At 35.7% G+C, this 26255-nt stretch carries 24 protein-coding genes and 1 other RNA gene; 21 read left to right on the top strand and 4 right to left on the bottom strand.

Translation table 11 applies throughout. The annotated features are described in order from the left end of the window. Together CWS31_RS05645 and pspF are read right to left on the bottom strand one after the other, a co-directional pair. A complete protein-coding gene (locus CWS31_RS05645) occupies positions 1-1713 on the bottom strand; it encodes an ABC transporter substrate-binding protein (RefSeq protein WP_101345200.1) in 1713 nt (570 codons plus the stop codon). Beyond that, positions 1703-2830 (bottom strand): phage shock protein operon transcriptional activator, encoded by a 1128-nt coding sequence (pspF, locus tag CWS31_RS05640; protein WP_101345199.1) that lies wholly within the window; start codon positions 2828-2830, stop codon positions 1703-1705. The genes CWS31_RS05645 and pspF overlap by 11 nt, the downstream gene beginning before the upstream one ends. 232 nt (positions 2831-3062) lie before the next feature. Between pspF and pspA the strand changes: the two genes are divergently transcribed. The 10 genes from pspA (at position 3063) to CWS31_RS05590 (ending at position 12677) form a co-directional block, all read left to right on the top strand. Continuing rightward, positions 3063-3731: a phage shock protein PspA gene (gene pspA, locus CWS31_RS05635; RefSeq protein WP_101345198.1), complete on the top strand. Its 669-nt coding sequence runs from the start codon at positions 3063-3065 to the stop codon at positions 3729-3731. Between the two features lie 61 nt (positions 3732-3792). Further along, positions 3793-4017, top strand: coding sequence for an envelope stress response membrane protein PspB (pspB, locus tag CWS31_RS05630; RefSeq protein WP_101345197.1), 225 nt, complete (start codon positions 3793-3795; stop codon positions 4015-4017). Further along, positions 4017-4493 (top strand): envelope stress response membrane protein PspC, encoded by a 477-nt coding sequence (gene pspC, locus CWS31_RS05625; RefSeq protein WP_101345196.1) that lies wholly within the window; start codon positions 4017-4019, stop codon positions 4491-4493. The genes pspB and pspC overlap by 1 nt, the downstream gene beginning before the upstream one ends. 156 nt (positions 4494-4649) lie before the next feature. Then, positions 4650-6194 (top strand): YcjX family GTP-binding protein, encoded by a 1545-nt coding sequence (locus CWS31_RS05620; RefSeq protein WP_101345195.1) that lies wholly within the window; start codon positions 4650-4652, stop codon positions 6192-6194. A gap of 3 nt (positions 6195-6197) precedes the next feature. Then, positions 6198-7385: a YcjF family protein gene (locus CWS31_RS05615; RefSeq protein WP_246143387.1), complete on the top strand. Its 1188-nt coding sequence runs from the start codon at positions 6198-6200 to the stop codon at positions 7383-7385. Positions 7386-7416: 31 nt separating this feature from the next. Next, complete coding sequence (locus CWS31_RS05610) at positions 7417-7797, top strand: 4a-hydroxytetrahydrobiopterin dehydratase (protein ID WP_101345194.1); 381 nt, start codon at positions 7417-7419, stop codon at positions 7795-7797. 297 nt (positions 7798-8094) lie between these two features. Further along, positions 8095-9321 (top strand): sigma 54-interacting transcriptional regulator, encoded by a 1227-nt coding sequence (locus CWS31_RS05605; RefSeq protein ID WP_246143384.1) that lies wholly within the window; start codon positions 8095-8097, stop codon positions 9319-9321. A 621-nt stretch (positions 9322-9942) separates the two neighbouring features. Continuing rightward, positions 9943-10854, top strand: coding sequence for a DUF3014 domain-containing protein (locus CWS31_RS05600; protein ID WP_101345193.1), 912 nt, complete (start codon positions 9943-9945; stop codon positions 10852-10854). 144 nt (positions 10855-10998) lie between these two features. Continuing rightward, positions 10999-11095, top strand: an RNA gene (ffs, locus tag CWS31_RS05595) — signal recognition particle sRNA small type. A gap of 484 nt (positions 11096-11579) precedes the next feature. Then, positions 11580-12677, top strand: coding sequence for a GGDEF domain-containing protein (locus tag CWS31_RS05590; RefSeq protein ID WP_101345192.1), 1098 nt, complete (start codon positions 11580-11582; stop codon positions 12675-12677). Between the two features lie 109 nt (positions 12678-12786). Here CWS31_RS05590 and CWS31_RS05585 read toward each other — a convergent pair whose 3' ends face one another. Together CWS31_RS05585 and priC are read right to left on the bottom strand one after the other, a co-directional pair. Beyond that, positions 12787-13059 carry a late competence development ComFB family protein gene (locus CWS31_RS05585; protein ID WP_101345191.1) on the bottom strand — a complete coding sequence of 91 codons (273 nt, stop codon included), beginning with the start codon at positions 13057-13059 and terminating at the stop codon, positions 12787-12789. Positions 13060-13316: 257 nt separating this feature from the next. Next, positions 13317-14000, bottom strand: a complete 684-nt coding sequence (gene priC, locus CWS31_RS05580; RefSeq protein WP_101345190.1) for a primosomal replication protein PriC — start codon at positions 13998-14000, stop codon at positions 13317-13319. 741 nt (positions 14001-14741) lie between these two features. Here priC and CWS31_RS05575 point away from each other — a divergent pair. The 11 genes from CWS31_RS05575 to apt all read left to right on the top strand — a co-directional run bounded on the left by CWS31_RS05575 (position 14742) and on the right by apt (position 26227). Then, on the top strand, positions 14742-17516 hold the full coding sequence (locus CWS31_RS05575) for a TonB-dependent receptor plug domain-containing protein (RefSeq protein ID WP_101345189.1): 2775 nt from the start codon (positions 14742-14744) through the stop codon (positions 17514-17516). A 521-nt stretch (positions 17517-18037) separates the two neighbouring features. Further along, positions 18038-18817, top strand: coding sequence for a DUF3450 domain-containing protein (locus CWS31_RS05570; RefSeq protein WP_101345188.1), 780 nt, complete (start codon positions 18038-18040; stop codon positions 18815-18817). After that, positions 18817-20166 carry a MotA/TolQ/ExbB proton channel family protein gene (locus CWS31_RS05565; protein ID WP_101345187.1) on the top strand — a complete coding sequence of 450 codons (1350 nt, stop codon included), beginning with the start codon at positions 18817-18819 and terminating at the stop codon, positions 20164-20166. Before CWS31_RS05570 ends, CWS31_RS05565 begins: the two co-directional genes overlap by 1 nt. Continuing rightward, positions 20166-20690: a MotA/TolQ/ExbB proton channel family protein gene (locus tag CWS31_RS05560; protein ID WP_101345186.1), complete on the top strand. Its 525-nt coding sequence runs from the start codon at positions 20166-20168 to the stop codon at positions 20688-20690. The genes CWS31_RS05565 and CWS31_RS05560 overlap by 1 nt, the downstream gene beginning before the upstream one ends. Positions 20691-20702: 12 nt before the next feature. Continuing rightward, positions 20703-21104: an ExbD/TolR family protein gene (locus CWS31_RS05555; protein ID WP_101345185.1), complete on the top strand. Its 402-nt coding sequence runs from the start codon at positions 20703-20705 to the stop codon at positions 21102-21104. Between the two features lie 3 nt (positions 21105-21107). After that, complete coding sequence (locus CWS31_RS05550) at positions 21108-21719, top strand: energy transducer TonB (RefSeq protein WP_101345184.1); 612 nt, start codon at positions 21108-21110, stop codon at positions 21717-21719. Positions 21720-21724: 5 nt separating this feature from the next. Then, on the top strand, positions 21725-23011 hold the full coding sequence (locus tag CWS31_RS05545) for a tetratricopeptide repeat protein (protein ID WP_101345183.1): 1287 nt from the start codon (positions 21725-21727) through the stop codon (positions 23009-23011). Between the two features lie 486 nt (positions 23012-23497). Further along, positions 23498-23869 carry an HvfA family oxazolone/thioamide-modified RiPP metallophore gene (locus CWS31_RS05540; RefSeq protein ID WP_101345182.1) on the top strand — a complete coding sequence of 124 codons (372 nt, stop codon included), beginning with the start codon at positions 23498-23500 and terminating at the stop codon, positions 23867-23869. 445 nt (positions 23870-24314) lie between these two features. Continuing rightward, the gene (locus CWS31_RS05535; protein ID WP_246143382.1) at positions 24315-25028 is read left to right on the top strand and encodes a YehS family protein; all 714 of its coding nucleotides are present in this window, start codon (positions 24315-24317) and stop codon (positions 25026-25028) included. Between the two features lie 147 nt (positions 25029-25175). Further along, positions 25176-25571, top strand: coding sequence for a response regulator (locus tag CWS31_RS05530; protein WP_101345181.1), 396 nt, complete (start codon positions 25176-25178; stop codon positions 25569-25571). A gap of 110 nt (positions 25572-25681) precedes the next feature. After that, the gene (apt, locus tag CWS31_RS05525; RefSeq protein ID WP_101345180.1) at positions 25682-26227 is read left to right on the top strand and encodes an adenine phosphoribosyltransferase; all 546 of its coding nucleotides are present in this window, start codon (positions 25682-25684) and stop codon (positions 26225-26227) included. Positions 26228-26255 lie beyond the last annotated feature (28 nt).

The following is a 26255-nucleotide window of genomic DNA, read 5'->3' as shown; positions in this document are numbered from 1 at the left end:
TTAATTTTTTACCTTTTCAGTAATAATTTCATCATCAGTATAATCTTGCGGTAATAACGCCTCAATTTTTTGGGGTATTACTTGATTAATAATACTTTTTGCTGGTTTTTTTGATACTTGAGAAAAATTAATACCACCAAAATACTCAAGTATTTCACCTTCAACATGTATATCTCGTGCTTGAAAACGTTTTGAGTGAGCTATTGGCAGTAACGGAATTTGCTCATTAATGATCGCCATGGCTTTTGAATAATAATTTTTTCTTTCGCTTATGTTGTTTGTTTTTAAAGCTTGTTTTAGGAGTTGATCATATTCTTCATTACACCAAAAAGTATGGTTACTACCTTTATCAGTAGCAGAGCAGCTGAGCATAGGTGTAAAAAAGTTATCGGGATCAGGGTTGTCGGCTGTCCATCCTAATAAAAAGCTTTGATGCTCGCCTTGTGATAAGCGACGTAAAAATGCGGTCCACTCATAACTAATTATATTTACTTTTACGCCAATTTTCTTTAAGTCTGTCTGAATAAGTTTAGCCATAGTAACTGCATTAGGGTTGTATGCTCTTTGCAGTGGCATTGCCCATAAATCCATAGTAAAACCTTGAGGATAACCAGCAACAGTTAATAACTCTTTAGCGCGTTCAGGATCATAAGCTATTTCAGCAATACTACTATCATAAGCCCAAGAGTTTTCAGGAAGTATCGACTTAGCACGTTCTGCTTGATCTCGGTACACTGTTTCAATCAATGCTTGTTTATTAATAGCTAAACTCACAGCTTGGCGAACAAGTTTATTATCAAACGGTTTTCTTTTGGTATTAAAGCCAAAGTAGCCAACATTTAGAGAGGTAATTGATTCTAGTGTTAAATCTTTTCTGTCAGTTATTTTTTTGTGGGCAATAGGGTAGCTGCTCACATCACACTCTTTAGCTAAAAATTTTGTTAGACGGCTTGTTTTACTTGGGGAAATATCATAAACGAGTTGTTCTATCTTTGCTTTTTCTTGCCAGTAATCATCATGACGATAAAAACGAATAAATGAACCAACTCGGTAATCTTTAAGTTTAAAAGGACCTGTACCAATCGGTAATATATCCAAATCATGATTGCTATAATTAGCAGCAAGTTTACTGCCGTATTCTTCGGATAAAATAATTGCATAATCGGTGGCTAAATTAGCCAGAAAAGAGCTGTCACTTTGTTTTAAAATAAAGCGTACCGTAAAGTCATTTATTTTTTCGACCCTTTCAACTAGATCGTCAAATTTAATACTCTCAAAGAAAGGGTATTGCCCGCCAGAAACGTAATGAAAACTGTGTTGCTTATCCAAAATACGATTGAAGCTAAATAAAACATCATCAGCATTAAATAATCTGCTTGGGGTGAAATAGCTTGTTTGATGAAAACTAACATCTTGGCGAAGATAAAAAGTTATTTTTTTACCATCACCAGTTACATGCCACGACTTTGCTAGCGAAGGTGCTAAAGTATTGTTCTTTCCTTTATAAACAATAAGGCTGTTATAAAGTTGTTTAGAAGTGGCGTCAGTAGTTGTACCTGAAATACTCAGTTGAGGGTTAAACGTTTCTGGTGGCCCTTCCGAGCAATAGATAATACTACGCTCATTTAACGTTAACTTATCACCTTCATTACAACCCGTTAAAAGGGAAATAAAAGCAACTAGAGTGAGAGTAGGAAAATAATTAATGTTCATCGTTATTACTGCCATCAAGCAAGTTGTATTTTTTTAAGTAGCCTCTTAGTTGATGATAAGTTAATTCGAGCGCTTCTGCAGTCTTCTTTTGATTAAATTGACAATGAGATAGCGCTGATTGGATTAATTCAATCTCGTAATCTTGTGATAATGATTTTAATGACTGCGGAAATTTCAGGCTAATTACCTTGGAATTAATCGGTAATAAATCTTCTTCTACAGTTTTTGCTGTTGGTGTAGATTTATTAACTAGCTCTGTAGGGCTAGCAACCTGGTGAATAATATCCTTATTAACTGCTAGTGTGTTATTAGTTTTAACCGTTTGCTTAGGTCGAAATGGAGACTCAAAAGGGTCAATAATCAACTCATGCACAGGTAAATGTGGGTTGTTACATCGATATACGCTGCGTTCAACTACATTTTTTAATTCGCGAATATTTCCTGGCCAATGGTATTCCAATAAACTACGTTTAGCTTTTTCGGTGAAGCCACTAAATAATTCAAACTCTAATTCGCGTGCCATGTTAATAGCAAAATGTTCAGCGAGGATTAAAATATCATCTAAACGTTCTCTAAGTGGGGGGAGAGTTATTACATCAAATGCTAAGCGATCTAATAAATCGGCTCTAAATAATCCATTAGCAGCCAATGAAGGTAAGTCTTCATTTGTTGCCGCAACTAAACGTACATCAGTTTGTATTGTTTTTGAGCCGCCAACACGTTCAAACTCTCCGTATTCAACAACACGGAGTAATTTCTCTTGAATTAAGCCTGAAGTATTAGCTATTTCATCTAAAAAAAGCGTACCTTTATCTGCACGTTCAAAGCGACCTTCATGACGTTTACTTGCGCCTGTAAAAGCACCGCTGTCATAACCGAATAATTCTGTTTCAAGTAGGTTTTCATTTAATGCGGCACAATTTAACTTTACATAGTTTTGTTGCCAACGCTTAGATAAATAGTGCAGGCGAGCAGCTACTAACTCTTTACCGGTACCGCGCTCACCAATGATGAGGACAGGTTTACTTAATGTTGCAACTTGGGATATTTGCTCGAGAACTTCTAAAAAGCTATTTGATTGACCAAGCAGGTTATCTTGTTGGTTAAAACGTGACATAGTAAACTCTGAAGTTGGTTTTTTTCACTAACAAATAGTTTATTTCATTACTTGGATGGTTGAAAGGATTATTTAAATAATTAATAAAATCTTTTAAAACAATATCTTGTTGTAATTTTAAAAGTTGGCGCAATATATGAATAAATATAATTAAATATACCGTTAGTAGCAGTTATTTAAGCTGAGTATCAGCATAATTAACATCTACAGCATAACAATTTAGGACATTAACATGAGTATTTTCTCAAGATTCACCGACATAATTAACTCTAATATTAACAATTTATTAGACAAGGCTGAAGATCCCGCCAAAATGGTTCGCTTGATCATTCAAGAAATGGAAGATACTTTAGTTGAAGTGCGGACAAGTTCGGCTAAAACGTTAGCGGAAAAAAAAGATTTATCGCGCCAGGTGACTCGCTTTGAGCAAGATGCAGAACAATGGCAAGCAAAAGCAGAATTAGCGCTATCTAAAGATCGCGAAGATCTAGCGCGCGCAGCTTTAATGGAAAAGAAAAAAAGTAACGAACATGCGCAAAACCTTTTAAATGAATTAAGTATTACCGAAGAGCACTTAAGTAAATTACAAGACGAAATCACTCAGTTGCAAGATAAATTGACCGATGCTAAGGCACGTCAAAAAGCGATGATTATCAGAGAAAATTCTGCCTCTACTCGATTAAAGGTTAAAGAAAATATTCACAGTACACGAGTAAATGACGCTTTAAGTCGGTTTGATCATTACGAACGTAAAATTGATGATATAGAAGCCAAAGTAGAGGCTTATGATTTAGGTAGCAATTTAGGCAGTAAATCATTATCAGATGAAATAGCAGGGCTTGAGTCTGATGCTAAAGTTGATGATGAGTTAGCGCAACTCAAAGCTAAAATGAACAAATAATAACTAACCTATTCATACTCGATACGGATGATGTATATAACGCTAACAAAGGAGAAATATTGTGGAAGAGATAATTATTGCCCCGGTTATTATATTTTTGGTTGTTGTAGCCCCTATATGGTTGGTGCTGCACTACCGTAGTAAAAAGCAAGTAAACCAAGGGTTAAGCCAGGAAGAGTATATTCAATTATCTGAGTTATCAGAAGTTGCAGATTCAATGGCACAAAGAATTAAAACCCTTGAAGCTATTTTAGATGCAGAAACTCCAAGCTGGAGAAGTAAATAATGGGCCGGCAAACAAACCGCAGAAGAGGAGAGCTTTATCGTAATGCTGAGCAAGGAAAAATAGCTGGCGTTTGTGCAGGTATTGCTGATTATTTTGGCTGGGAAACATGGTTAGTACGTATTTTAGTAGTATCAGGGGTACTATTTGGTATGCCGTTTCTTATTTTTGGTTACTTAGCCGCTTGGTTTATTCTCGATAAAGCACCAGAGAAAACAGTAGCAAGTTATCAGCAGTCAGATAATAGCCAAACTACTAGTCAATATGCTAAAACAGATCAACGAGCACAAAATACTGATGATGTAAGTGATGAATCCATTAAAGTTAAAGCTCGCGTTTGGCAAGCGGGCGAGCCGGCTAAACAAGCACTGTATGATATTGGCCGTAAATTTGCTTCACTGGAAGTAAAAGTACAGGCAATGGAGCAATATGTTACGTCAAGTGAGTTTACTGTCGCGAGAGAAATCAATAAGTTGTAAGCTAGGGGAGATGTGTGGCTAAATTAAACGTAGAACATTTTACTTTAAGTCCCACAGTAATTTAGTAAAAGGTATAGCTAAATACCTTGAACTAAAATATAACTAAAGACATATAACCAATACCTTGCACGTAACCTATAGAAGTAAGCTATCGTAATGACAACAGAAAATAAATCTCTTAAAAAACGTGGTTTATCTAAACTAAAAGAAAAAGCGAATGAGTTACTCAATCGTACTATTGACCAACATGTTACTTTAGCGGTTACCGGTTTAAGTCGCAGTGGAAAAACCGCTTTTATCACCTCACTAGTCAACCAATTAATTAATGAAGGTAGTAACACTCAACTTAGTTTTTTTGATCCCGTTCATCAAGGGAATTTTATTGCCGCCAAACGTATTCCGCAAAAACATTTTCATGTCCCTCGTTTTGACTATGACTCAGCAATGTCGGCGTTAACTTCAGAGCCAGCTAGTTGGCCTAAACCTACCCACGGTATTAGTGAGTTACGATTAGCTATTCGCTATCAACCGAAAAAATCGATACTGAAATATGCAACCAGTATGACAACCTTAACTCTTGATATCACAGATTATCCTGGCGAATGGTTGCTTGATTTACCCATGTTAAAGCAAACATACCAAGAATGGTCAGAGCAAACTCATGAGTTAATGTTAAGTGAGCCAAGAGCATCGTTAAGCCACGATTTTTTAACTAAACTTAATGATATTGACCCATTTTCAAAGGCAAGCGAAGAGTTATTAGCTGAATTAGCACAAGAATATACCGCCTTATTACATACTTTTCGCCATGACTTAGGTTTATCAGTTATTCAACCTGGACGATTTATTTTACCTGGAGATTTAGCTGGCGCACCTATATTAGAGTTTTTTCCTTTTCCTGGGGTGGCTGGTTTAGATGGCAATGATTATCAAAATGCTCCTGATGATAGCTTTATCGGTATGTTACGTTCACGTTACCTTGAATACAAAGAGCAAGTAGTACGTAAGTTTTATCGAGATCACTTTCTACGTTTTGACCGACAAATAGTGTTGGCGGACTGCTTGAAACCATTAAACCAAGGTAAAGCAAGTTTTTCTGATTTAGAGTTAGCGATTTCGATGATTTTAGAAAGCTATAACTATGGTAAATCAGGTATATTGTCTCGCTTGTTTTCTCCTAAAATAGACAAATTGCTTTTTGCTGCAAGTAAAGCCGATCATGTAACTCCAGAGCAACATACACCTATGGTAGCTTTATTAAATCAATTAATTCATCAAAATAAACAACAATTAAATTACGATGCGGTAGAGGTAAAAACTTTAGCTATTGCTTCGGTTAAAGCGACAACGTCAGGTATAAGTAAGCATAATGGTAAAGAGGTACCTGTTCTTCAAGGGTTAACGCAAAATTCACCTGAAAATGATCAACAGAATATACCTAAAACAGTAAGCAAAGCCGATGGTCAAACTGATAAATTAGAGCAGGGTGATAAGCAAAACTCGACAAATGTTTTTGGGAGAAAAATAACTGTTTTTCCTGGAGCAGTCCCAAGCCAGCTACCAAGTGATTCATTTTGGCAAAATAACGGCTTTAATTTTATAGAGTTTTTGCCACTTCAAGGGCTTAATAAACACCATGGTTTACCTCATATTAGAATGGACCAAGTGTTACAATTTCTACTCGCAGATAAAATGATATGATTTATGAATGCTAAAATATTGAAACAAGAAAATAACGAGCAACACCTTCAGCAACAACAAGTACTTTTCGATGACGATGTCGTTGTTGATAGTGGCGGAAAAGCGAATACTCACTTTCAAGAGTATAGCGCTGAAGGTGGTTTTTCTGAGCAGTTTACCGCACAAGTTGTTTTTGATAACGATGACTACTCACCTCTCGCTTTTGATGAAAATGGTTTTGATCAAGCAGAGAAAAGAGAAAGAAGTGATGTTCAACTCAATCAGGATATAGCTGGAATAAAAGGAAAAAACAAAGCTTGGTTGTGGCGGATAATTACCTTGCTACTGCTAATCTTAGTTGCTATTGAAACCTATGAATTCTTTGTTGTTGGCTTCGTTGATTCGCCTATTATTACAAGTCTTTACGGTATTGTGCTAGGCTCGTTAGCTATTGTTGCAGGAAATAGTTTGTGGCGAGAATTCGTTGGATTGAAAGCGTTTAAGTCTCGTCAAAAAATGAAAATACAAGCGGCAGAGTTGTTAATAATTACTCAGGAAAATACTACTGCTAAGCAAGCCGAAACCTCTAATAAACGCGCGAAAGCATTTTGCGATAATATCAGCGAAAGCTTACCTTGCGATGTGGTTTTTGATTTAAGGGCCGATAATAGCGGCGAAAAACAACATTGGCACGACATATTAACTAATGAGCATAACTCAGCAGAATTAATGCACTTATATTCACGTGTTGTGTTGAGTAAAGTAGATGAGAAAGCTTTAAATGAAGTGGCAAAATTCTCTACTGAAGCCGTTGTATTAGTTGCACTTAGTCCTATAGCTATAATAGATATGCTTATAATGCTCACCCGTAATCTACGTATGATAAACAAAATTTCAGGACTGTATGGTTTGAAACTGGGTTATTGGAGTCGTATAAAACTAATAAAACAAGTCTTTGTTAATATGGCCTATGCTGGCGCGAGTGAATTAATTGCTGACTACGGTAGTGATATGTTAGGCGCTGAATTATTAGGAAAGTTATCGTCTCGTTTTGCTCAAGGGTTAGGGGCGGGAATGTTAACCGCTAGATTGGGCGCTAAAACTATGGAGTTGTGTCGTCCTATCCCTTTTGAAGAAAAGCCGAGATTGACTCAGGTGCGTAAAAAAATAGCTCAGCAAATTAAATCTCTGATAAATAGTCAAAAAAATTAAATCAACGTTGAAAAACTACTAGGGTGGCATAATGGTCAAAACATCAATCAGTGAAATAAGTTACCTTACTTCGACTCAACTGACTGAAGTGAGTTGTGTCGCCTGTACGATTAATTCAACAAAAATTGCTGCTCAAAAGGCTACTGAATTGCTGTTATTAATACCTAACTGGCAGTTACATAATAGAGATAATATTATGCTTCTTGAACGAGAATATACTTTTAAAAATTATAAGTTAGCATGGGATTTTGCCAATAAAATATCAGTTATGGCTGAAACTGAGGGGCATCACCCCGCTATTTTACTTGAATGGGGCAAAGTAACGGTAACCTGGTGGACGCACACCATTAACGGTTTACATCAAAATGACTTTATTTGTGCAGCAAAAACAGATGCATTATTTTCTAAGTAATGAATACCTTATGGGTATTTATTATTGTGATAATTAGTTTACAATAATCCAGTAATTTAATTGCTGATACACAATTCTTCAATTGTTGAGTCATCGCTTATTAGTTTATATTTGTGAAGACGATACTTAAAACTTTACTACTCAAAGTTATACTACTCAAAGTTATACTACTCAAAGTTATACTACTTAGAGTTTACGTTTAAGGTAACGAGTTAATAGATTAACACCCAATATTCGCTTTGCTAATTTAACTGGGCAGCAATTTAATCGTTAGTATTATTTAAAAAAGGCCCTTTAATGCGTTTGCAAATTACCTGTCATCAGCCAATTGTCGTAGCACAAAATATCCTAGGCCTCTCTTTAGGGCAGCAAATCAACATTACTTTCATCGAGTTTATTCAAGAAGATAAAATTGTTGTTACTGTTATTAGTGGAAAGGACATAGAACAAGCGCATGATGAAGATCATATAATCGCTACGTTAAAGCTGATTGATGATGTTTTAACGATTGAAAAACTGTCTGATTTATCAGATGAAACCAGAACAAGGCATAAAATTCAGCAACAAAATACTACTCCCTTCTCAGCTATTCAAGCTGACTCAAGTGAAATGCGAAAAGTTATTCGTGAAGCTAAGCGTATGTCATCACTTGACGCTTCAATCTTGATTATGGGCGAAACAGGCACAGGCAAAGAACTACTTGCTAGAGCATGTCACGCTGCAAGTGAGCGCTCGGATAATCCTTTTATGACATTGAGTTGTGCTGCATTGCCAGACGATGTAGCTGAATCTGAATTGTTTGGTGTGGGAGAAAAAGATCAAGCGGAGAGTAAACGCGGCATATTCGAATTAGCTGACGGTGGTACCGTTTTTCTCGATGAAATTGGCGAAATGTCAGCGAAGTTACAAAGTAAATTGTTACGAGTGATCCAATACGGTAGTTTTAGACGTGTAGATTCAGAGCAAGAAGTGAACGTTAATGTTCGTATTATTAGCTCAACCAATAAAGATTTAGTAAATTTAGTATCGATAGGGGAGTTTAGAGAAGACCTTTATTATCGATTGAACGTTTTTGGGCTTTCTATTCCTGCCCTTAGAGAGCGACAAGTTGATATTTTACCACTAACAGAATTATTCGTTGCTCAAGCAGCACAAAAAATTGGTCGTAACAACTTTAAAATCAGTGATGAATGTCGAGACTTCATTGAACACTACCCGTGGCCTGGAAATATTCGTCAACTAGAAAATGTAATAACAAGTACGGTTTCCCTACTTGAAGGCAATGTGATTGAGATAATGCATTTACCATTACCTTTATATTCGCGTGAGCATGGTTATTTAGAGCAAGATTTTGAAGGTACATTAGAAACTGCTCTGAAAAACTTCGAAGCCGATATATTACGTAAACTTTATCCCGCTTACCCAAGCAGCAGACAATTAGCGAAAAAATTGGGGTTGAGCCATACTGCGGTAGCAAATAAGCTCCGTGAATATGACATCAGTAAAAGCACAATTAAAAACTAACAAATCGTTATTGCTCTAGTTATTTAAGTATAAATAACACAAAGCTTAGTTAGTGCCACTTGCCCTTAGCAATAAAGGCTATGATTATTAGTAACCTAAGTAAGCTAACTAAGCCAAGTAACCTGAGTTCGAGATAAGCAAAGTGCTACAACAGCCTTTTCTAGCCTTGAAGGACAATAACTAAAACTATTGTCGATACGTGAATAGCAATAGTTGATATTGTTATACTTTACAATTTCATTATCCCGAGATCAGGTTAAGTCATTCATACTATTAATTTTAACGTATTTATATCAGATATTTGCGAGTCAAAAGCATTGCCTTTAATTCTTTTTATTACGCCCTACAAAACTGCAAACTTATTTCAACAAGTCTAAACAGTAAGTCTAATATGTTAGATTATGAATTTACTGAAATATCTACGCAGAATTAGGATAATAATCACACATAAATAAGCATTAAAATACGCATAATTAGCTTTTAAATTTTGTCGAAATAAGCTAGTTTTAAGTAGTAACTAACTTATCAGTAAAAAAATCGAATTGATGGTTGCACTTCAAGTTTAAATACATTGCAATAGTCATTTCACAGTAAGCATTTAATAATTTATTTCGGATATATATGGATAACTCAAAACCGACACCAGAAGTAGAACAAGGCTCAAATGAGAAAAATTCAGGGCCACTGGTTATTTTAATTGTCACTGTTCTTGTAGTCATTGTAGCCATATGGCAGTTTTCAGTAAGCGATATGGATAACGAAGAGCAAACAAATGAAGCTGAGGTAGTCACTCAGGCGCCAGTTATATTGCTTGATGAACCTGATGTTACGGTAGATATGCCTTCAGACGTTGTAATCGACGAGGTTGATATTATTGTTCCAGAGACTGTTACCACTGAGAAAGTTGAAATAATACTACCCAAAATTAATGAAAGTGATCTTTGGGTAAAGGCTAAACTACCCGACTTAACATGGCGCAATGAGTTACTCTCATTAATTGTAACTGAAGATATTATTCGTCGTTTTGTTGTGTTTACGGATAATTTTTCTCAAGGGTTAGTCGCTTACGATCACAGTTTATTTGTTCAACCCAGTGAAAATTTTTCAGTTGATGAAAAATCTAGCAGTGTAGATGGTAAGAATAACGTTTGGCAATGGGATAGTAAAACAAGTAAGCGCTTTGATCTTTATGTCGATCTTCTACGCTCAGTTGACAGCACTACATTAGTAAAAATGTATATGGATGTTAAACCATTAGTTGATGAAGCGTATAAAGAGCTAGGTTATGAAGATGACTTTACTTATACATTACAAGATGCCATAACACGCGTACTTGATATGGAGTTACCACAGTCAGATATGAAAATAACCCGAAGCAGCGTTATGTATAAATACCAAGACCCTCAATTAGAAAGTTTAGCTGATAGCGATAAACTTTTACTACGCATTGGTAAAGAAAACTTATTGATTATTAAATCAGTTTTATTAGAAATTAATGAAAAACTAGCTAAACGCGTGACGAAAACAAATTAGTAGCGGCTAAACTTAATTAATAAGTTCAAAAAATCAACAAGTAAATGTGTTTTGGCAAGTTGTGCTTGCATCTATTGTTGTCATTAGCGATAATTCGCGCGCTTTAAAGATATAAGTACTTTTTTAAAGCCTCTATGGTGACCCTTTCGGTCCCCTCGCAATGATACTCTGTGAACTCGGCCAGGTCCGGAAGGAAGCAACCGCAGCAGACGACTCATGTGCCGAGGTGTGGCTGGTTGGGTCGCCACCCAATTTTTAGTATCTCAATAAGCACTTATTTCTATATTATTTAGCTAGAGCTTACATTGAGTGTCTAGCAAGTTTAGATCACATTTAATTTTTTTGTGATATCTCTTATACAACGCATTCTTATCTATAAAATTACTTACCTATAAAGTCTGATATATAATATTTTAAAATCATACGTCTATGATACCTATTACCAATTCGAGTTGATTATATTTTTCAATCACTGCTTAACGGTTGTTTGAAAATATATGGAAAATAATATGGGTAACAGCATATTGATCGTATAGAAATTGAAGTGCTAATTATCAAAAAGTAATGAATTAATAGCGAGCTGTCGTTATTTTAGCTGTAAATGTGATCTTGAGTCTTTAACTGCAGTAAATAATAAAGGTATACTGCTTAATGTTAATAATAATAATAATAATAATAAATTTAAAATAATATCTAAAGTAAATCACCTGAAGTAAATTGAACATATGACCAACAAGATGTTTTTCCCTAAAACTGACGACGCAGCATTAGAGCTTGCAACCCCGGAGATGTTAGATAATAACGACTCTATTTTTAAGCGCAGTTTATTATTACGTATCATGGCTATTGCTGGATCGCTCACTGCGGTATTTGCATTGTTAAATGTTTTTGGCTTGCATGATATGGGCACGGCCCAGCGAGATTTTAATTTTTTCTTTTCTGTTTCCAACTTTATACTCTTTATCATATTACAAAAAAGAGTGGTTAGTTTTGTAACTGCTTGTAGTCTTTTTTTACCCCTTTGTTATGTTGGCTGTATCGCCGCTATCATTAATGTTCCCGAAGATGCATTTCGAGCTATATGGTTTTTCCTAACTATTTTTTATGCTTATATGCTAAGTGGTGTTTTAGCCGGTTATACTTTAACAATAAGTGCAATTATTGGCTTAGGTATGATTCAAGCTTTTGTTGAGGAAACTTATAGTGAATTAAGCTTTGTCAGTGTAGTTATCGCCCTCATTTTTTTCTCATTAAGTTTATCTGCTTTTGCTAAACAAATGGAAAAGCACAGAAAGCAATTACGTAAACAAAGTAGAGAGTTACATTATTTAGCTAATAAAGACCCTTTAACTGATGTACTGAATTCGAAAAATCATTACATACTTGGTAAGGCGTTGTTAGAAGAAGCTAAAAATAATCAGCAGGAACTATCAATGCTTTGTGTGTACATTGATAATCTAAGTAGTATTTATCAAAAGCATGGCTCGTTAATCGAAGAACCGTTACTGTTACATGTAGAAAAACTAATGAATGCACAATTGTATAACAAAGGGGATATAGCAAAGGTTAGTCAGCAAGAGTTTTGTATTTTATTGCCTGAATATGACATGTTAAGTGCAAAGTCTTTGGCACAAAATATTAGCGACTCTGTGCAGCAACATTTATTTTCAACAGGGAAAACTAAAATACCATTAACTTTAAGTATTGGCATTTCTACTTTATTAGAAAATGATAATGAAATTCGCTCTATTCAAGTAAGAGCTGACAGAGCATTGAATAAAGCTAAAGCGCTTGGTGGTAATAAGGTGTTTTGTTTAACATAATATCTGTTTGATGATGCATCTTTTGAAAGTTAGTAGATGCATCTAATACGGTTAAGTAGAATTATAAGCTAAAGCTATATACTTAACTTGTTTACGTTTACAGCAAGTATTATGATTTATTCAGTTGATTAATATTCATAAACTCTATCGCTTTAGTTATCGCTTTTTTAACTCTGTTTTCCATATCGAAACGCTCGGAAGGGGGGAGATAAAATGCCATATCAACTTCGTGTCGTATGTAACGAGTAGGTAACTGATTTAAAACGACACAGACTAAGTCAGCAATGTAATCTGCATCATATTTCTCGTCAAATTTTGCTTCCTCAAAGTGCTGCATAACTAGTTTTTCATAATAGTTGTGAATGTCATCTGAAATTTTCATAAAGCCTCGTTAAAATAATTATCATCACGGTACACTTATCAAGAGTAACCTGAGTTAGTTAAAAATGCGAATATATAAGGTGATGATTTGTACCAACTCCATTTAATATATGAACATTTATACTGGTTAAAATATCTAACTAGCTCGTTATTTATTTAATAATTATAACAAGTAGTTATAAAAATAAACGGCTTGCATTTGGCCATTTATCTAGGTGCAAGATAAATTATCTACTTAAATAGTACTGGTATTAATTGTCATCTTAGGTTGTTTTTTTCCGCAAGTTCGATATTTCGTTCGATAACCGATATTGCTTTACGGCAACGGCCAAGACGCTGATGTAAAGCGAGCACCTCTTGCGATAACTGTTCGTTATTGCCGGGTTTTGTTCTCATACGTTGCTGTTCACGCTCTGCGACCATATCCATCAATCTTCTTTCAAATTCGTGATGTTCGCTTAATTGTTGATAAAGTTGATGACTTGATAGTAAGACTGATTTTGTCAAATTGTTATATTGATCATTTTGTTTTACTTGTGTTGCTTGATTAGTCTTTTGTCTGACTTTTTTTCTTGCGTCGAAACTTACTTGGGCAGCTTGATGCATAGGTTTGTTAGCTTGGATGGCATTCATTAACCCTGATATTTGTTGTTCAATTTTACCTAAGGACGATTTAGCAAATTCAGTTCTATTAATATTGTCAGCACTGACACTATATAAGCGAGAAAACTCATTTAATTTATTTTTAACTTCTTCAACATAGTGAGATATTTTATCGCTTTGTGTGGTAAATAAGTGCTCAGAAAATAGATTGTTGTTTTCAATCAATCGATGAGATTTTTGTTTGCTATTGTTCAGATCGGTTTCTTTCGCTTGATCAAGTATATGATCAAGCAAGGCTGATAAGCGACCAATAGCTACTTCATGTTGAGGATTGCGCATAGAGGAGCGATAATTCTAGTGATTTTGATAGATAATTATAACGTAATTAGGAGTAAAGAAATATCAGTAGTAAACAAAATTAATACTGCCATACTGATTCAGGTCTGAGTAAATTTTTGTAGAAATAGAGCAATTATATTTTGTTATGCTTTTGTAAGTATTTTAAGGTTGTATTGATTATGCTCTGGGGGGAGTATCTCCGTAATTTTCGTACTGTTATATTATGAGATAGTTAATTAACTAGTTAATTTCGAAGTATTAACGTTAAGGTTTTTTAAATTAAAGTGAGGTAAATACTGTAAGTAATTGCCAAATTAGCTTAAATAAATAATCTGAGTTCGGGATAATGAAGGTGAGTAGGGTAATAATATCAATTACTTAGGGTTTTATCTCTACAATAGTTTTAATTATTCGTAGTACAAGGCAGAAAAGTGAAGCCAATAACTTGTTTTGGGAGCCTTCATAACGAAGTAATATGGGTAATTAAGGTTGTTGTAGCATTTTCTTATCCTGAACTCAGGTTAAATAGCGTGATAATATTTGTAAAAGCCTTTAAGTAAGTATAACGATTGTTGACGGTTTGTGTCTTTCCCGTTTACTATCTTTATAATGAGGGCTTTATGACTCAATAACATACGGAAATATAATTAACTAAACATGGAAATATATTTAACCAGATAAAATATCTTGGCTCTTAAAAACAAACAATTACCCATCACTTTGGTGAACTAGGGAGTATAAATGTATAACAGTAGTAAAGTAGCTAAAGCGATCCGTATCGCTATGTTGTTTGGCGCTAGCGCGGCCTCTGTAATTTCAACCTCATCTTTTGCAGTAGATGAAGGTATAGAAGAAGTAGAAAAAATTCAAGTAACTGGATCGCGTATTACCCGTACAGATCTCGAAGCAGCAAGCCCTATTACTGTTTACTCTTCAGCTGATATTCTCGCTTCAGGTGCCACTTCGTTAGATACTTTTATTAAACAAATTCCAGCAATGAATGGTGCACAGTTAGGTTCTAATGTTAATAATGCTAGTGCTGGTTTAGCAACCGTTTCGCTTCGTGGCTTAGGGGCTGGTCGCACATTAGTACTTATTAATGGTCGTCGCTTTAACTCCGGAGATTTAAACTCAATTCCTACAAGTTTTATTGATCGTATCGAAGTAGTACGAGATGGTGCTTCAACTATTTATGGCTCGGATGCCATTGCCGGCGTTATTAACTTTATTACTAAAAACGATTTTGAAGGCTTAGATATTACCGGTCAGTACGATGTTACTGGAGACGGTGATGGTAATATAAAGAAATTCTCTGTTGTAACAGGTACTTCAAATGCTAAAGGCAATGTGGTGTTTTCAATTGATTACACTGATCGTGAAGCAATAACTCAAGCGGATAGAGATTTCTCAGTATGCCCTTTGTGGGATGATGGCGTGGGCTCAACAACTTATTGTGGGGGGTCAGGTCATTCGGCTTACGGCCTTGTGAATTTACCACTTGGCACACCAATTAATGGTGAAATAGTAGGTGATAAACGACCTGATGATTCTACCGTTGGTTCAAGCTATGTAACGCTAGATGGCAAAGGCGTTTCGTATAATACTGCAGATTATGGTTATAACTATGCCTCAACAAGCTACTTAGTTACACCGGTTAAAATTTTCTCTGTAAATGCAGCGTCTAATTATCAAGTATCTAATTCAATAGCATTATTTGCCGAAGCTGGTTTTTCAAATCGTCAATCAAGTCAACAAATGGCTCCCGCAGCAACTTTTTGGAGTGCACCTGTTCCAGCTGCACACCCTGATAATATTTACGGTGTTGATGTTTCTGTTAACCGCCGTATCACTGAAGGTGGTGGGCGTTCTTTTGAGCAAGACACCAATGATTACCGTGTAGTAACAGGCTTGCAAGGCGAGTTTGACAATGATTGGGGCTGGGATATTTCTTATAATTATTCTCGCTTTATTGATGCACGTATTAACAAAGGTGAGTTAAATCGCCCAAATACGGAAACTTTATTAAGCCCAGAGTTATGTGATGCTGATGAAGAGTGCCCTGGTTTATGGAACCCATTTGCTAAAGATACAATGACGGATGAGCAGAATACATTTGCGACAGTTACCTTTTCACCTGTTCGTAAAGGTACAACAACACAATTTCTAGCCAACTTAACAGGGGATTTTGGTGACATTGAATTACCAGGTGGCGCTATCCTGTGGGCTGCAGGTTATGAACGTCGAACTGAATATTATTTAAACGAACCTGATGGTGCAGAAGCATTAGGCCAAGTATATGGCCAAAGTGGGCAAAGAACGGAAGGCGGATACAGCGTTGATGAAATATATGCTGAGTTTATATTACCGTTATTTTCTGGTTTAGCTTTTGCTGAACGTCTAACTGTTACAGCAGCAGTAAGAGCATCTGATTATAGTAACCAAGAAGATACCACAACAAATACAAAGTTCGGTCTTGAATGGGAACCCGTTGATGGACTATTAGCAAGAGCAACATTCGCAGAAGGCTTAAGAGCACCAAGTGTAACTGAGCTATATGCACCAGAGGAGCAATCGGCAATTGCTTATACCGACCCGTGTTGGGAATATGGTAAAAGCGATAATGAAATACTAAAAGCTAATTGTACCGCTGATGGTCTACCAAGCGATTTTGATTCAGACTCTCAATCGAATGCTATTATTGGTGGTAACTCCGCGCTAACTCCTGAGGAATCAGAAAGTATCACTGTTGGATTAGTTTATTCTGGTATAGAAAACTTTAATATGGCATTCGATTATTTTGATATTAAAATAGAACAGGGTATCGGCACCGCTGGTGTTAATAATGTTGCAAGTCAATGCTATAACAGCGTAGATTTTTCAAATCCGTTATGTGAGTTGTTTAAAGGTACTGATTATGGACCATTAGATACCCCGCCTCATCATACATCACCACGTCGTAATGTACTTGGTGTGCTTTCAGGTATTTTAGTTAGTGATGCGAACTTATCTACTTTTGAAACATCAGGTATTGATTTTGACTTTCTTTATAATATCGACTTTGCTAACGGTAGTTTTACCACTTCATTAAATGGGACTTATGTTATCTCGTATAATTATATGATTACTGAAGGTAGTGAAACTATTGAAGCAGCAGGTATGGTTGCAGCAGATCAGTGGGAAGGTAGTCCAGCTGTTTTTGCTAAATGGAGAACAAATTTAGGTTTTAGTTTTGCCACAGAGAGTTATGCTACTAATGTGACTTTCCGCTATCAATCTAGCGGTGATGACATTAACGCAAACGAAACAACATTAGATTCAGTAGCAGACTCTGTTGTTTATACAGATATTCAAGGTACTTATTATATTAATGATACTTATAATGTATCTGTAGGGGCACGTAACTTGTTTGATGTTAAACCTCCTTATTTATCAAATTATGATGATGCAAATACCATTAATTATTCTTATGATTTAGCAGGACAATATTTGTATGTAAATGCAACGGCAAGATTTTAACTGCTAATTTTAAACATTAATTAATAAACTGCTGTGTTAAACAAAAAGCCTACTTTATAGTAGGTTTTTTTATAGCATAATCGAAAAATAACGTGTCGGTTTATTTAGCAATTAGAGCAAATAAAGTTGACTTAGTACGAAGATGTTAGTAAAACATCACTAGGCAAAATTTTTGTCCCTTAAGTCGTGGGTTTTACTTAATGAAATATTAACTAAGACATTAACCAAAACTTAAGAAATTTCGCTAATTATGAAGATATTTTATATTAATATATTACATTTATTCTCGCTTTAATTATAAATTGGCGAAAATATCGCTAGTAATAGGTTGATAAAAACACAAAAGACAGTCTTTTTAAGTCTCACCTTGACAGCGCAGCCGTCATTTGGGACTATTGATAGGTTGTATTCATAAAAAGTTATATTAAAAAGACAGACTTTTATATTTGAGGTAAGCAACGGATTATCAAAATTTTTTGTAATTCGAGTTATCAAAATTAAAATAGCAATGGTTGGGAACTATGTCCAAAGTAAGTAAGAAAAGCCTCATCGCTACAGCGATGGTTGGCGCACTAGCGCTAGTAGGTAGCAATATAGCTGCTGCTGATGCATTAACAGACCTTCAAAATGCTGAAGCACAAATCTTCAAGCAAGCCGCAAAGTCACAAGCTAAAGTCAATAGCATTTACGAACAAACGCAAGATCTTATTGCGGAATATCGTAATACTGTAGATGAAGGCGAAGTTTTACGCGGTTATAATGACCATGTTCAACGCATGGTGAATGATCAAGTAGCAAACATCGCATCTTTGCAAAAACAAATCGACGGTGTTGATAAAGTTAAGCAAGGTGTTGTACCACTTATGTACGACATGATTGCATCACTCGAAGAGTTCATTAGCTTAGATGTTCCAATGAACCTTGAACGACGTTTAGAGCGTGTTGCAAACCTTCATGCAGTAATGGATGACTCAAATGTTACTACATCTGAGCAATTCCGTTTAGTACTTGAAGCGTATGAAATAGAAGCTGGTTACGGTACTATTTTTGATGCATATCAAGGCGAAATTGATCTTGGTGGTCGTACATTAACTGCTGATTTCGTTCATATGGGGCGTGTTGCTTTTGTTGCTCAATCACTTGATGCTAAGCATTCGTGGTTATGGAACAATGAAACACGTTTATGGGAAGAATTAGGTGATGATTACCTAAAACCTGTTACAGATGCTATTCGTATGGCACGTAAACAACTTCCAATGAACTTAACTAAATTACCAGTATTTGCAGCAGGAGCAAAATAATGAAAAAAGTTATTAATTTTGTATTGCTAGCAGCAACTATGTCAGCTGGTTTTGTAGCATCAACACAAGCGAATCAGTTAGACGATTTATTGAAAAAAGTTAAAGCAGATCGTGTATCAGAAGCTACTATTGATAAAAAACGTGAAGCTGAGTTTTTATCTGCTAAAGCAGATAAAGCCGCTTTATTAGCGAAAGCTAAAAAAGAATTAGCAGACCAAAACGCTCGTAACGATCGTTTAACTAGCGAATACGCAGCTAATGAAATTAAATTAGCACAAAAAGAACTTGAACTAGACAATGCTACCGGTACTTTAGGTGAAATGTTTGGTGTTTCACGTGCAGCAGCAGCTGATGCTTTTGGTCAAATCAGTACCTCAATTGTAAGTGCTGAATTCCCAGGTCGTGGCGAAGCGTTAAACCGCATAGCTAACGCAAAAGAAATCCCAGCTATTTCTGACCTTGAAGAATTATGGTTTGCTTTACAAACTGAAATGACTGAATCTGGTAAAGTTTCAAAGTTCAGTGTTGACGTAACTAACTTAGATGGTACTAAAACTACTGAAACGATTACTCGTATAGGTACATTTAACTTAGTGTCAGAGAACGGTTACTTAACTTACAACGATGAAGTTGGTCAAGTTCAACCGTTACCTAAGCAACCTGCAGGTTTCATTACTGAAACTGCTAGTGACTTCTTCGAAACTACTGGTGGTTACACTGGTGTTTACCTTGACCCTTCACGTGGTGGTATCTTATCTTTAGAAACACGCAAGAAGACTGTTGAAGAATTCTTCCATGAAGGTAAAGAAGTTGGTTATGCAATCACAGTATTATTAGTACTTGGTTTGTTAATCGCTCTTGAACGTTTAATTGTTTTAGGTGGCATGAGCTCTAAAATTAAAGCACAAGAGAAAAACCTTGATAAGCCAAATGAAAACAACCCTCTAGGTCGTTTACTTAAAGTTTTCTATGATAATCAATCAGCCGATGCTGAAACATTAGAATTGAAATTAGATGAAGCTATCCTTCGTGAAACACCTCAAGTTGACCGTGGTGTAGGCTTAATCAAAATGTTTGCTGCTATAGCTCCTCTAATGGGTCTATTAGGTACCGTTATCGGTATGATCATGACTTTCCAAACTATTACATTGTTTGGTACGGGTGACCCGAAAATCATGGCTGGTAACATCTCACTTGCACTTGTAACAACTGCTTTAGGTTTGATTTGTGCGTTACCACTTATCTTAGTTCACTCTATTGTGGCTGGTAAGAGTAAGTCGGTATTACAAAAATTAGATGAGCAAAGCGCTGGTTTAATTGCTGCTATCGCAGAGAAGGGGTCTAAATAATGTTATTCCTGATAGAGCTTTGGGAATCTGTCAGGGGTTTTGTTGCGACAGGTGGTAACGTACTTTACGTTGTTGCCTTCGCACTCTTATTAATGTGGATATTAATGGTAGAACGCTTTTTGTTCTTATCAAAAGTGTACCCAGCTTTGAGAGACGATATCGTTTCTCGTTGGGATGCACGACAAGATACAACATCTTGGTATGCACATAGAATTAGAGAGACTTGGATCTCCGAAGCAGACGAGTTACTTGAAAAGCGCATGATAACCATTAGAACATTAGTGGCAATGTGTCCTCTTATCGGCTTACTGGGAACAGTAACAGGTATGATAGGCGTATTTGAAGTTATGGCTCAACAAGGTACTAGTAATCCGCGTTTAATGGCCGCTGGTATATCGCAAGCAACAATCCCGACTATGGCGGGTATGGTAGCTGCATTATCAGGTGTGTTTTTTAGCACAAGATTAGACGCTAAAGTTAAACTAGCAAAGGCTAAACTGGTTGACAGTTTGCCTCATCACTAGAGAGATATTTTCATGGCACGTAAACGTATTCGTGAATCCGAAGAAGCAGTAATTGATATGACACCGATGCTTGATATCGTATTTATCATGCTGATCTTCTTCATCGTAACCACTTCATTTGTAAAAGAAGCTGGTATTGAAGTAAATAAACCTAAAGCGGCTAACCAATCAACGCAAAAAAATGCCAATATCTTTGTTGCAATTAAAGATAATGGTGAGATTTGGTTAGACAAAGGTCGAGTAGACATTGAGCGTGTTGGTGCAAGGATTGAAAAATTACTTGCCGAACAGCCTACCGATGTTGTAATTATTCAAGCTGACAAAGATGCCAAACATGGTGTCGTTGTAAAAGTAATGGATGCAATTAAAGAGGCTGGTATAGACCGAATTTCTATCGCGGCTGCGAAGGGGTAATATATGGTTCGCTTTTTAGTATCAATACTACTAGGCGTTGTAGTTACCTTCGGCTTATTTGTTTTTATGGCTTTCCTTGTTTCTAGCGGTGATAGAAACAAAGAAGAGCAGCAAGAAAATATTATAGTAGAAGTAAATACTACGCCGCCTAAGTCTGCAACAGAACAGCGTCGACGTGTACCGCCGCCGCCACCGCCGCCGCCAAAAGCGCCGCCAAAGCAGTCTACACCAGAGCCTGAAACCAATAATAATACTAGTGGTTTAAGCTTTAACATGCCAGGTGTGCAAATGGCTGGTGCGTCTACTGGTTTATCTGCTCCTGGAGCTGGTATAGGTAGAGATGGTGATGCAACACCAATTGTACGGATTGAGCCTAAGTATCCTATGGATGCTGCTCGAGATGGTAGAGAGGGGTATGTTGTATTATCTTTCTCTATCAATGAAATTGGTGGTGTTGAAGATGTAGAGGTTATTGAAGCTGAGCCTAAGCGTATTTTTGATAAAGAAGCAAGACGCGCTCTTAGGAAGTGGAAATACAAACCGAAAGTTGAAGAAGGTAAAGCCCTTCGTCAAACAGGCTTAACCGTTCGACTTGACTTCAAAATGGGAGGTTAATAGTTATGTTTAATAAATTAGTATTTAAAAACTTACCGTTTAAAAAATTATCAACTTCTCTTGTTGTTGTTGCTTCGTTACTTGTTGCACAAGCGCCTTTTGCTGATTATGCAAATGCTGCCGAACAAGCTCAGAAAGAGAAACGAAAATCATACCTTCCTAGTCCTAGCACAGGTAAACAAGTTCAAGAAGCTTTTGAACTTTACAGTGCGGACGATATTGATGGTGCTTTAGTCGTATTACTTGATATCGATGCAGATAAAGAATATGACAAAGCTTATGTTTCTCGTTTTATCGCGGTAATGTATGCAACTAAAGGTGATAATGATCAGAAAACGATTAAATACCTAAAAGAAGCAATTGAACCTGATATTCTTAATGAATCAGATCATAGCGAGTCTTTAAAGTTATTGGGTGATATGCAAATGCAAACCAAAGACTATAAAGGAGCGTTAAAAACTTATTACGCGTGGATGGATTTCTCGGGTAAAGAGGATGGTCAAACTTATATCAAAATAGCTAACGCGTATTACTCGCTTGGTGAATTAGATAAAGTTATTGCTCCTGCTGATAAAGCAATTGCAGCCTTTGGTGATAAGCAAAATCAAAACCCTTATATATTGAAAGTACAGTCATATTATGAACGTAAGCAATATAAAGAAACTATTGGGGTTTTAGAGACTGTTATTCAGCTTTTCCCAGAAAGTAAGCAGTGGTGGACTCAACTACCAATGTTCTACTTATTGGTTGAAGACTATAATAAAGCAACTGAAACTCTTGATTTAGCTTACAAGCTTGGTTATTTGGATAAAGAAAGTCAAATAACTACTTTAGCAAGTTTATACTCTCAATCTGATGCTCCTTTTATGGCTGCTAAATTGTTAGAAAAGTATATTGCTTCTGGTTTAGTTAAACGTGATGATAAAAACATTTCATCTTTAGCTAATGCTTGGCACTCTGCGCAAAATATCGATAAAGCAGCGGGTTATTATGGTGAATTAGCCAAAATGACTAATGATCCTGCAACTTATCGTAAGCAAGGCATGTTGTTAAAACAAGATGAGCAATTTACTAAAGCTATTACGGCTTTAAATAAAGCGCTTGAACTTGGTGCTCCTGATGTAGGCCAAATTCAAATGAGTATTGCAGAATCGTACTTTTATCTTGAAGATTATAAGCAAGCTTATGCTGCGATTCAAAAAGCAGTTAAAGACCCTAAAGCACGTAAATATGCGGAAGGTTGGAAACGCTTTATTGTTGATACAGCAAGAAGAAAGAATGTTACTATTTAGTTAACTTTTTAACTAAAGCCTAAAAAACCAGCTTAATAGCTGGTTTTTTTATTATATAAATAAAGTTGATGAAATTTATTTATATAATAAAAGGTCTAAGTTAATAGTTATACCATTTGAAGTAGATTGATTTATTATTTCAATTGGTATAATCGAAGCAGCAACGATTAAAGTCAAAGCGGTTGCGAATTTAATCTAGCAAGTGTAAGTAACCTGAGTTTGAGATAAGACAAATGCTACAACAGCTTAATTATCCGTATTACAACGTTATGAAAGCTCTCAATGACTCGTTATTGGCTTCGCTTCCCCACCTTGTACTACGAATTATTTAAACTATTGTAGAGTAAATATTTTAAGTGATTGATATTATTGTTCTACTCACTTTTATTACCCCTAACTCAGGTTAAGTAAAATTTTATGCAATCTGGTATTACATTATAAATAACAAAATAAACGCCATTACAAATAACAGAAAAGGATAACATAATGAATATAATCAAAAAATCAACAATCACAGCCGTTATGGCGGTATCTTTCTTCACCCTATTGATGAGTGCTACGGTAAATGCTGAATCCAATCCTTTTGAATCTCAACATATATCGACAATAGTAACAGATAATGATGGCACTAAATGTGGTGAGGGAAAGTGTGGAGAAGGTAAAATGACTTCAACCACAGGAAGCGATTCAAAATGTGGTGAAGGTAAATGCGGTGAAGGTAAAATGAAAGCCGCACCAAGCACAAAATGTGGTGAAGGTAAGTGCGGCGAAGGTAAAATGAAAGCTGCATCAAGCACAAAATGTGGCGAGGGTAAATGCGGTGAAAGTAAAAGCAAGTCTAAAAAATGCGGTGAATAGTTGACCTTTCTAAAGGAAATCACCCAGCGGACTTTTGTCCGCTTTTTTTTCAGGACGAAACATATTTAATAATGATTTCAAAAATAAATTAATTATCGATCCTATAAAGCAAGAGTTACGTGATATACAACACGATATGTTATCAAATGGGGAGAATGTGCTGTACGTTAAAAAATTATTTACCTTCTTCAACATTGCGCGGCGTATCTAGCTAGTTAATAAACTTTATAGTATGAACGAAAGTCTTATTATATCTATTTGGCGAGAACGTACACTTCCTCGGCAAGTTAACCTTAGCCTATCATTTTGCCAGAAATAAAAATTTCCTACCTTAAGTGAGTGGCACTACTCCAAGGATGTTAGTTCCTTTTAACCATGCTTACTGAGCACAACAGCACTATAAACTTCTCAGAATTGCTATAAGCTAATGCTCTTAAGGTGTATAATGGCTCCTTATACCTTTGTATTGGATATTTTTGTGAATAATAATGATGTTTTGCGCCGCTTGCGTTATACCTTTAATTTTAATGATAAACAAATGGTTGCTATCTTTGCATCTGCGGGTGAAAACGTCAGCCGGGAGCAAATTAGCCAATGGTTAAAAAAAGATGATGATAGTGATTTTGTTGCATTATTTGATAGCAATTTAGCCGTATTTTTAAATGGATTTATTAATGAAAAACGTGGTAAAAAACCAGGTCCTCAACCAAGTCCTGAAAAGCGTTTATCTAATAATATTATTTTAACTAAGCTTAAAATAGCGCTAAATTTACAGTCTGAACAAATTATTGAATTATTAAAAACGGTTAATTTCAATCTTGGTAAAGCAGAGCTTAGCGCTTTTTCTCGCAAGATTGATCACAAACATTATCGTGAATGTAAAGATCAAGTGTTGCGTAACTTATTACAAGCAATTGATAAAACTTATCATGTAGAAAGAACAAGTAAAATAGTAAAGCCTACTGTAAATACGCAAAAATCACCTTCTAGTTCATCAAAAACTAATAACAACACTAAGCCATACACCAAGAAAAAAATAGATAAACCAACGCCTACATCTCCTTGGGTTGAGGGAGCAAGACCTAATGCTAGCAGCATTTATATAAATCCAAATAAGAAAGATGAACCTAAACGCCAGCGACTTAAGTTAACTAAATAGCTAAAAGCATAAAGGTAACCTTATTATCAAATCGAGCCAAAACTATTGCTCCTATTAGTGTGGGCTGTTTTACCAAATTAAGCCTATATACTGCTACTGAATTAAGGTAGAATTGCGGCAAAATTAGCAGTAGGTAATATAAAATATATGGATATATTAGTAGTAGATGATAAAAAGTCAGTACAAAGCATGCTATCAGAATTGCTTTGCGCTGAAGGGCATAGTGTAGAAACGGCAAATAATGGACTAGATGGCTTAGGGAAAGCACAAAAAGGTAATCATGAACTGTTTGTTATTGACCATTTAATGCCATTAATGAATGGTATTCAGTTAATAAAGAATTTTAAAAAAAATCCTGATCTTGCTGATAAAAAAGTTATTTTTATTACCACCCAAGGAAGTAAGTCTTTAAAAAGCCTTCCCGAATACTCACTTTTTGATAAAGTAATTGAAAAACCTTTTGATAAACAAAAATTTCTTAGTGTGTTATCTGAACTAACAGAAACTGCCTTTGAGTGTGAATCGATACAACTTAATGCATAATATCTATTGAGGCGGCTTTTACCCCTATAAAAGTAACCTCAATTGCTTTATGATTTATACATCTATTTATCACTTTTATAGAAAACTATTAAAGTTTTCTTTTTCCTCTCATGAATCAAATACAACAACAGCAACTAATTGATGCAATACACACCATTCCTGATTACCCTGTTAAAGGTATAATGTTTCGTGATGTCACGAGTCTTTTAGAAAACCCCCAAGCTTTCGCGTTAACCATCGAATTACTCGTTCAAGCCTATAAAGATAAAGGTTTCACTAAAGTGGTTGGAACCGAAGCTCGAGGTTTCTTATTTGGCGCTCCTTTAGCTTTAGCTCTTAATATTGGTTTTATTCCTGTTAGAAAACCAGGAAAACTTCCTAGAGATACCCATTCTCAGGCTTATACTCTTGAATACGGGGAAGATATATTAGAAATACATCAAGATGCTTTAACTGAAAATGATAAAGTTTTAATTATTGATGATTTATTAGCTACCGGCGGTACGATAGAAGCGACAACTAAATTGATCCGACGTTTAGGGGCAGAAGTTAGTGATGCCGGCTTTGTTATTTCCTTACCTGATCTTGGTGGCGAGAAACGTTTAACTGCATTAAATATAACACCTTATTCTTTGATTCAATATCAAGGTGAATAGTTTACTTAAGCATCGAAAAAGAAATTTA

This window comes from Colwellia echini (assembly GCF_002843355.2).
GTDB classification, from domain to species: domain Bacteria; phylum Pseudomonadota; class Gammaproteobacteria; order Enterobacterales; family Alteromonadaceae; genus Colwellia; species Colwellia echini.
This window is presented reverse-complemented; position numbering and strand designations above follow the sequence as displayed.

What these genes read in the sequence shown, in the direction of transcription:
- CWS31_RS05645 (WP_101345200.1), bottom strand. Translation starts at nt 1,713, where the DNA reads ATGAACATTAATTATTTTCCTACTCTCACTCTAGTTGCTTTTATTTCC.
- pspF (WP_101345199.1), bottom strand. Translation starts at nt 2,830, where the DNA reads ATGTCACGTTTTAACCAACAAGATAACCTGCTTGGTCAATCAAATAGC.
- pspA (WP_101345198.1), top strand. Translation starts at nt 3,063, where the DNA reads ATGAGTATTTTCTCAAGATTCACCGACATAATTAACTCTAATATTAAC.
- pspC (WP_101345196.1), top strand. Translation starts at nt 4,017, where the DNA reads ATGGGCCGGCAAACAAACCGCAGAAGAGGAGAGCTTTATCGTAATGCT.
- CWS31_RS05620 (WP_101345195.1), top strand. Translation starts at nt 4,650, where the DNA reads ATGACAACAGAAAATAAATCTCTTAAAAAACGTGGTTTATCTAAACTA.
- CWS31_RS05615 (WP_246143387.1), top strand. Translation starts at nt 6,198, where the DNA reads ATGAATGCTAAAATATTGAAACAAGAAAATAACGAGCAACACCTTCAG.
- CWS31_RS05610 (WP_101345194.1), top strand. Translation starts at nt 7,417, where the DNA reads ATGGTCAAAACATCAATCAGTGAAATAAGTTACCTTACTTCGACTCAA.
- CWS31_RS05605 (WP_246143384.1), top strand. Translation starts at nt 8,095, where the DNA reads ATGCGTTTGCAAATTACCTGTCATCAGCCAATTGTCGTAGCACAAAAT.
- CWS31_RS05600 (WP_101345193.1), top strand. Translation starts at nt 9,943, where the DNA reads ATGGATAACTCAAAACCGACACCAGAAGTAGAACAAGGCTCAAATGAG.
- CWS31_RS05590 (WP_101345192.1), top strand. Translation starts at nt 11,580, where the DNA reads ATGACCAACAAGATGTTTTTCCCTAAAACTGACGACGCAGCATTAGAG.
- CWS31_RS05585 (WP_101345191.1), bottom strand. Translation starts at nt 13,059, where the DNA reads ATGAAAATTTCAGATGACATTCACAACTATTATGAAAAACTAGTTATG.
- priC (WP_101345190.1), bottom strand. Translation starts at nt 14,000, where the DNA reads ATGCGCAATCCTCAACATGAAGTAGCTATTGGTCGCTTATCAGCCTTG.
- CWS31_RS05575 (WP_101345189.1), top strand. Translation starts at nt 14,742, where the DNA reads ATGTATAACAGTAGTAAAGTAGCTAAAGCGATCCGTATCGCTATGTTG.
- CWS31_RS05570 (WP_101345188.1), top strand. Translation starts at nt 18,038, where the DNA reads ATGTCCAAAGTAAGTAAGAAAAGCCTCATCGCTACAGCGATGGTTGGC.
- CWS31_RS05565 (WP_101345187.1), top strand. Translation starts at nt 18,817, where the DNA reads ATGAAAAAAGTTATTAATTTTGTATTGCTAGCAGCAACTATGTCAGCT.
- CWS31_RS05560 (WP_101345186.1), top strand. Translation starts at nt 20,166, where the DNA reads ATGTTATTCCTGATAGAGCTTTGGGAATCTGTCAGGGGTTTTGTTGCG.
- CWS31_RS05555 (WP_101345185.1), top strand. Translation starts at nt 20,703, where the DNA reads ATGGCACGTAAACGTATTCGTGAATCCGAAGAAGCAGTAATTGATATG.
- CWS31_RS05550 (WP_101345184.1), top strand. Translation starts at nt 21,108, where the DNA reads ATGGTTCGCTTTTTAGTATCAATACTACTAGGCGTTGTAGTTACCTTC.
- CWS31_RS05545 (WP_101345183.1), top strand. Translation starts at nt 21,725, where the DNA reads ATGTTTAATAAATTAGTATTTAAAAACTTACCGTTTAAAAAATTATCA.
- CWS31_RS05540 (WP_101345182.1), top strand. Translation starts at nt 23,498, where the DNA reads ATGAATATAATCAAAAAATCAACAATCACAGCCGTTATGGCGGTATCT.
- CWS31_RS05535 (WP_246143382.1), top strand. Translation starts at nt 24,315, where the DNA reads ATGGCTCCTTATACCTTTGTATTGGATATTTTTGTGAATAATAATGAT.
- CWS31_RS05530 (WP_101345181.1), top strand. Translation starts at nt 25,176, where the DNA reads ATGGATATATTAGTAGTAGATGATAAAAAGTCAGTACAAAGCATGCTA.
- apt (WP_101345180.1), top strand. Translation starts at nt 25,682, where the DNA reads ATGAATCAAATACAACAACAGCAACTAATTGATGCAATACACACCATT.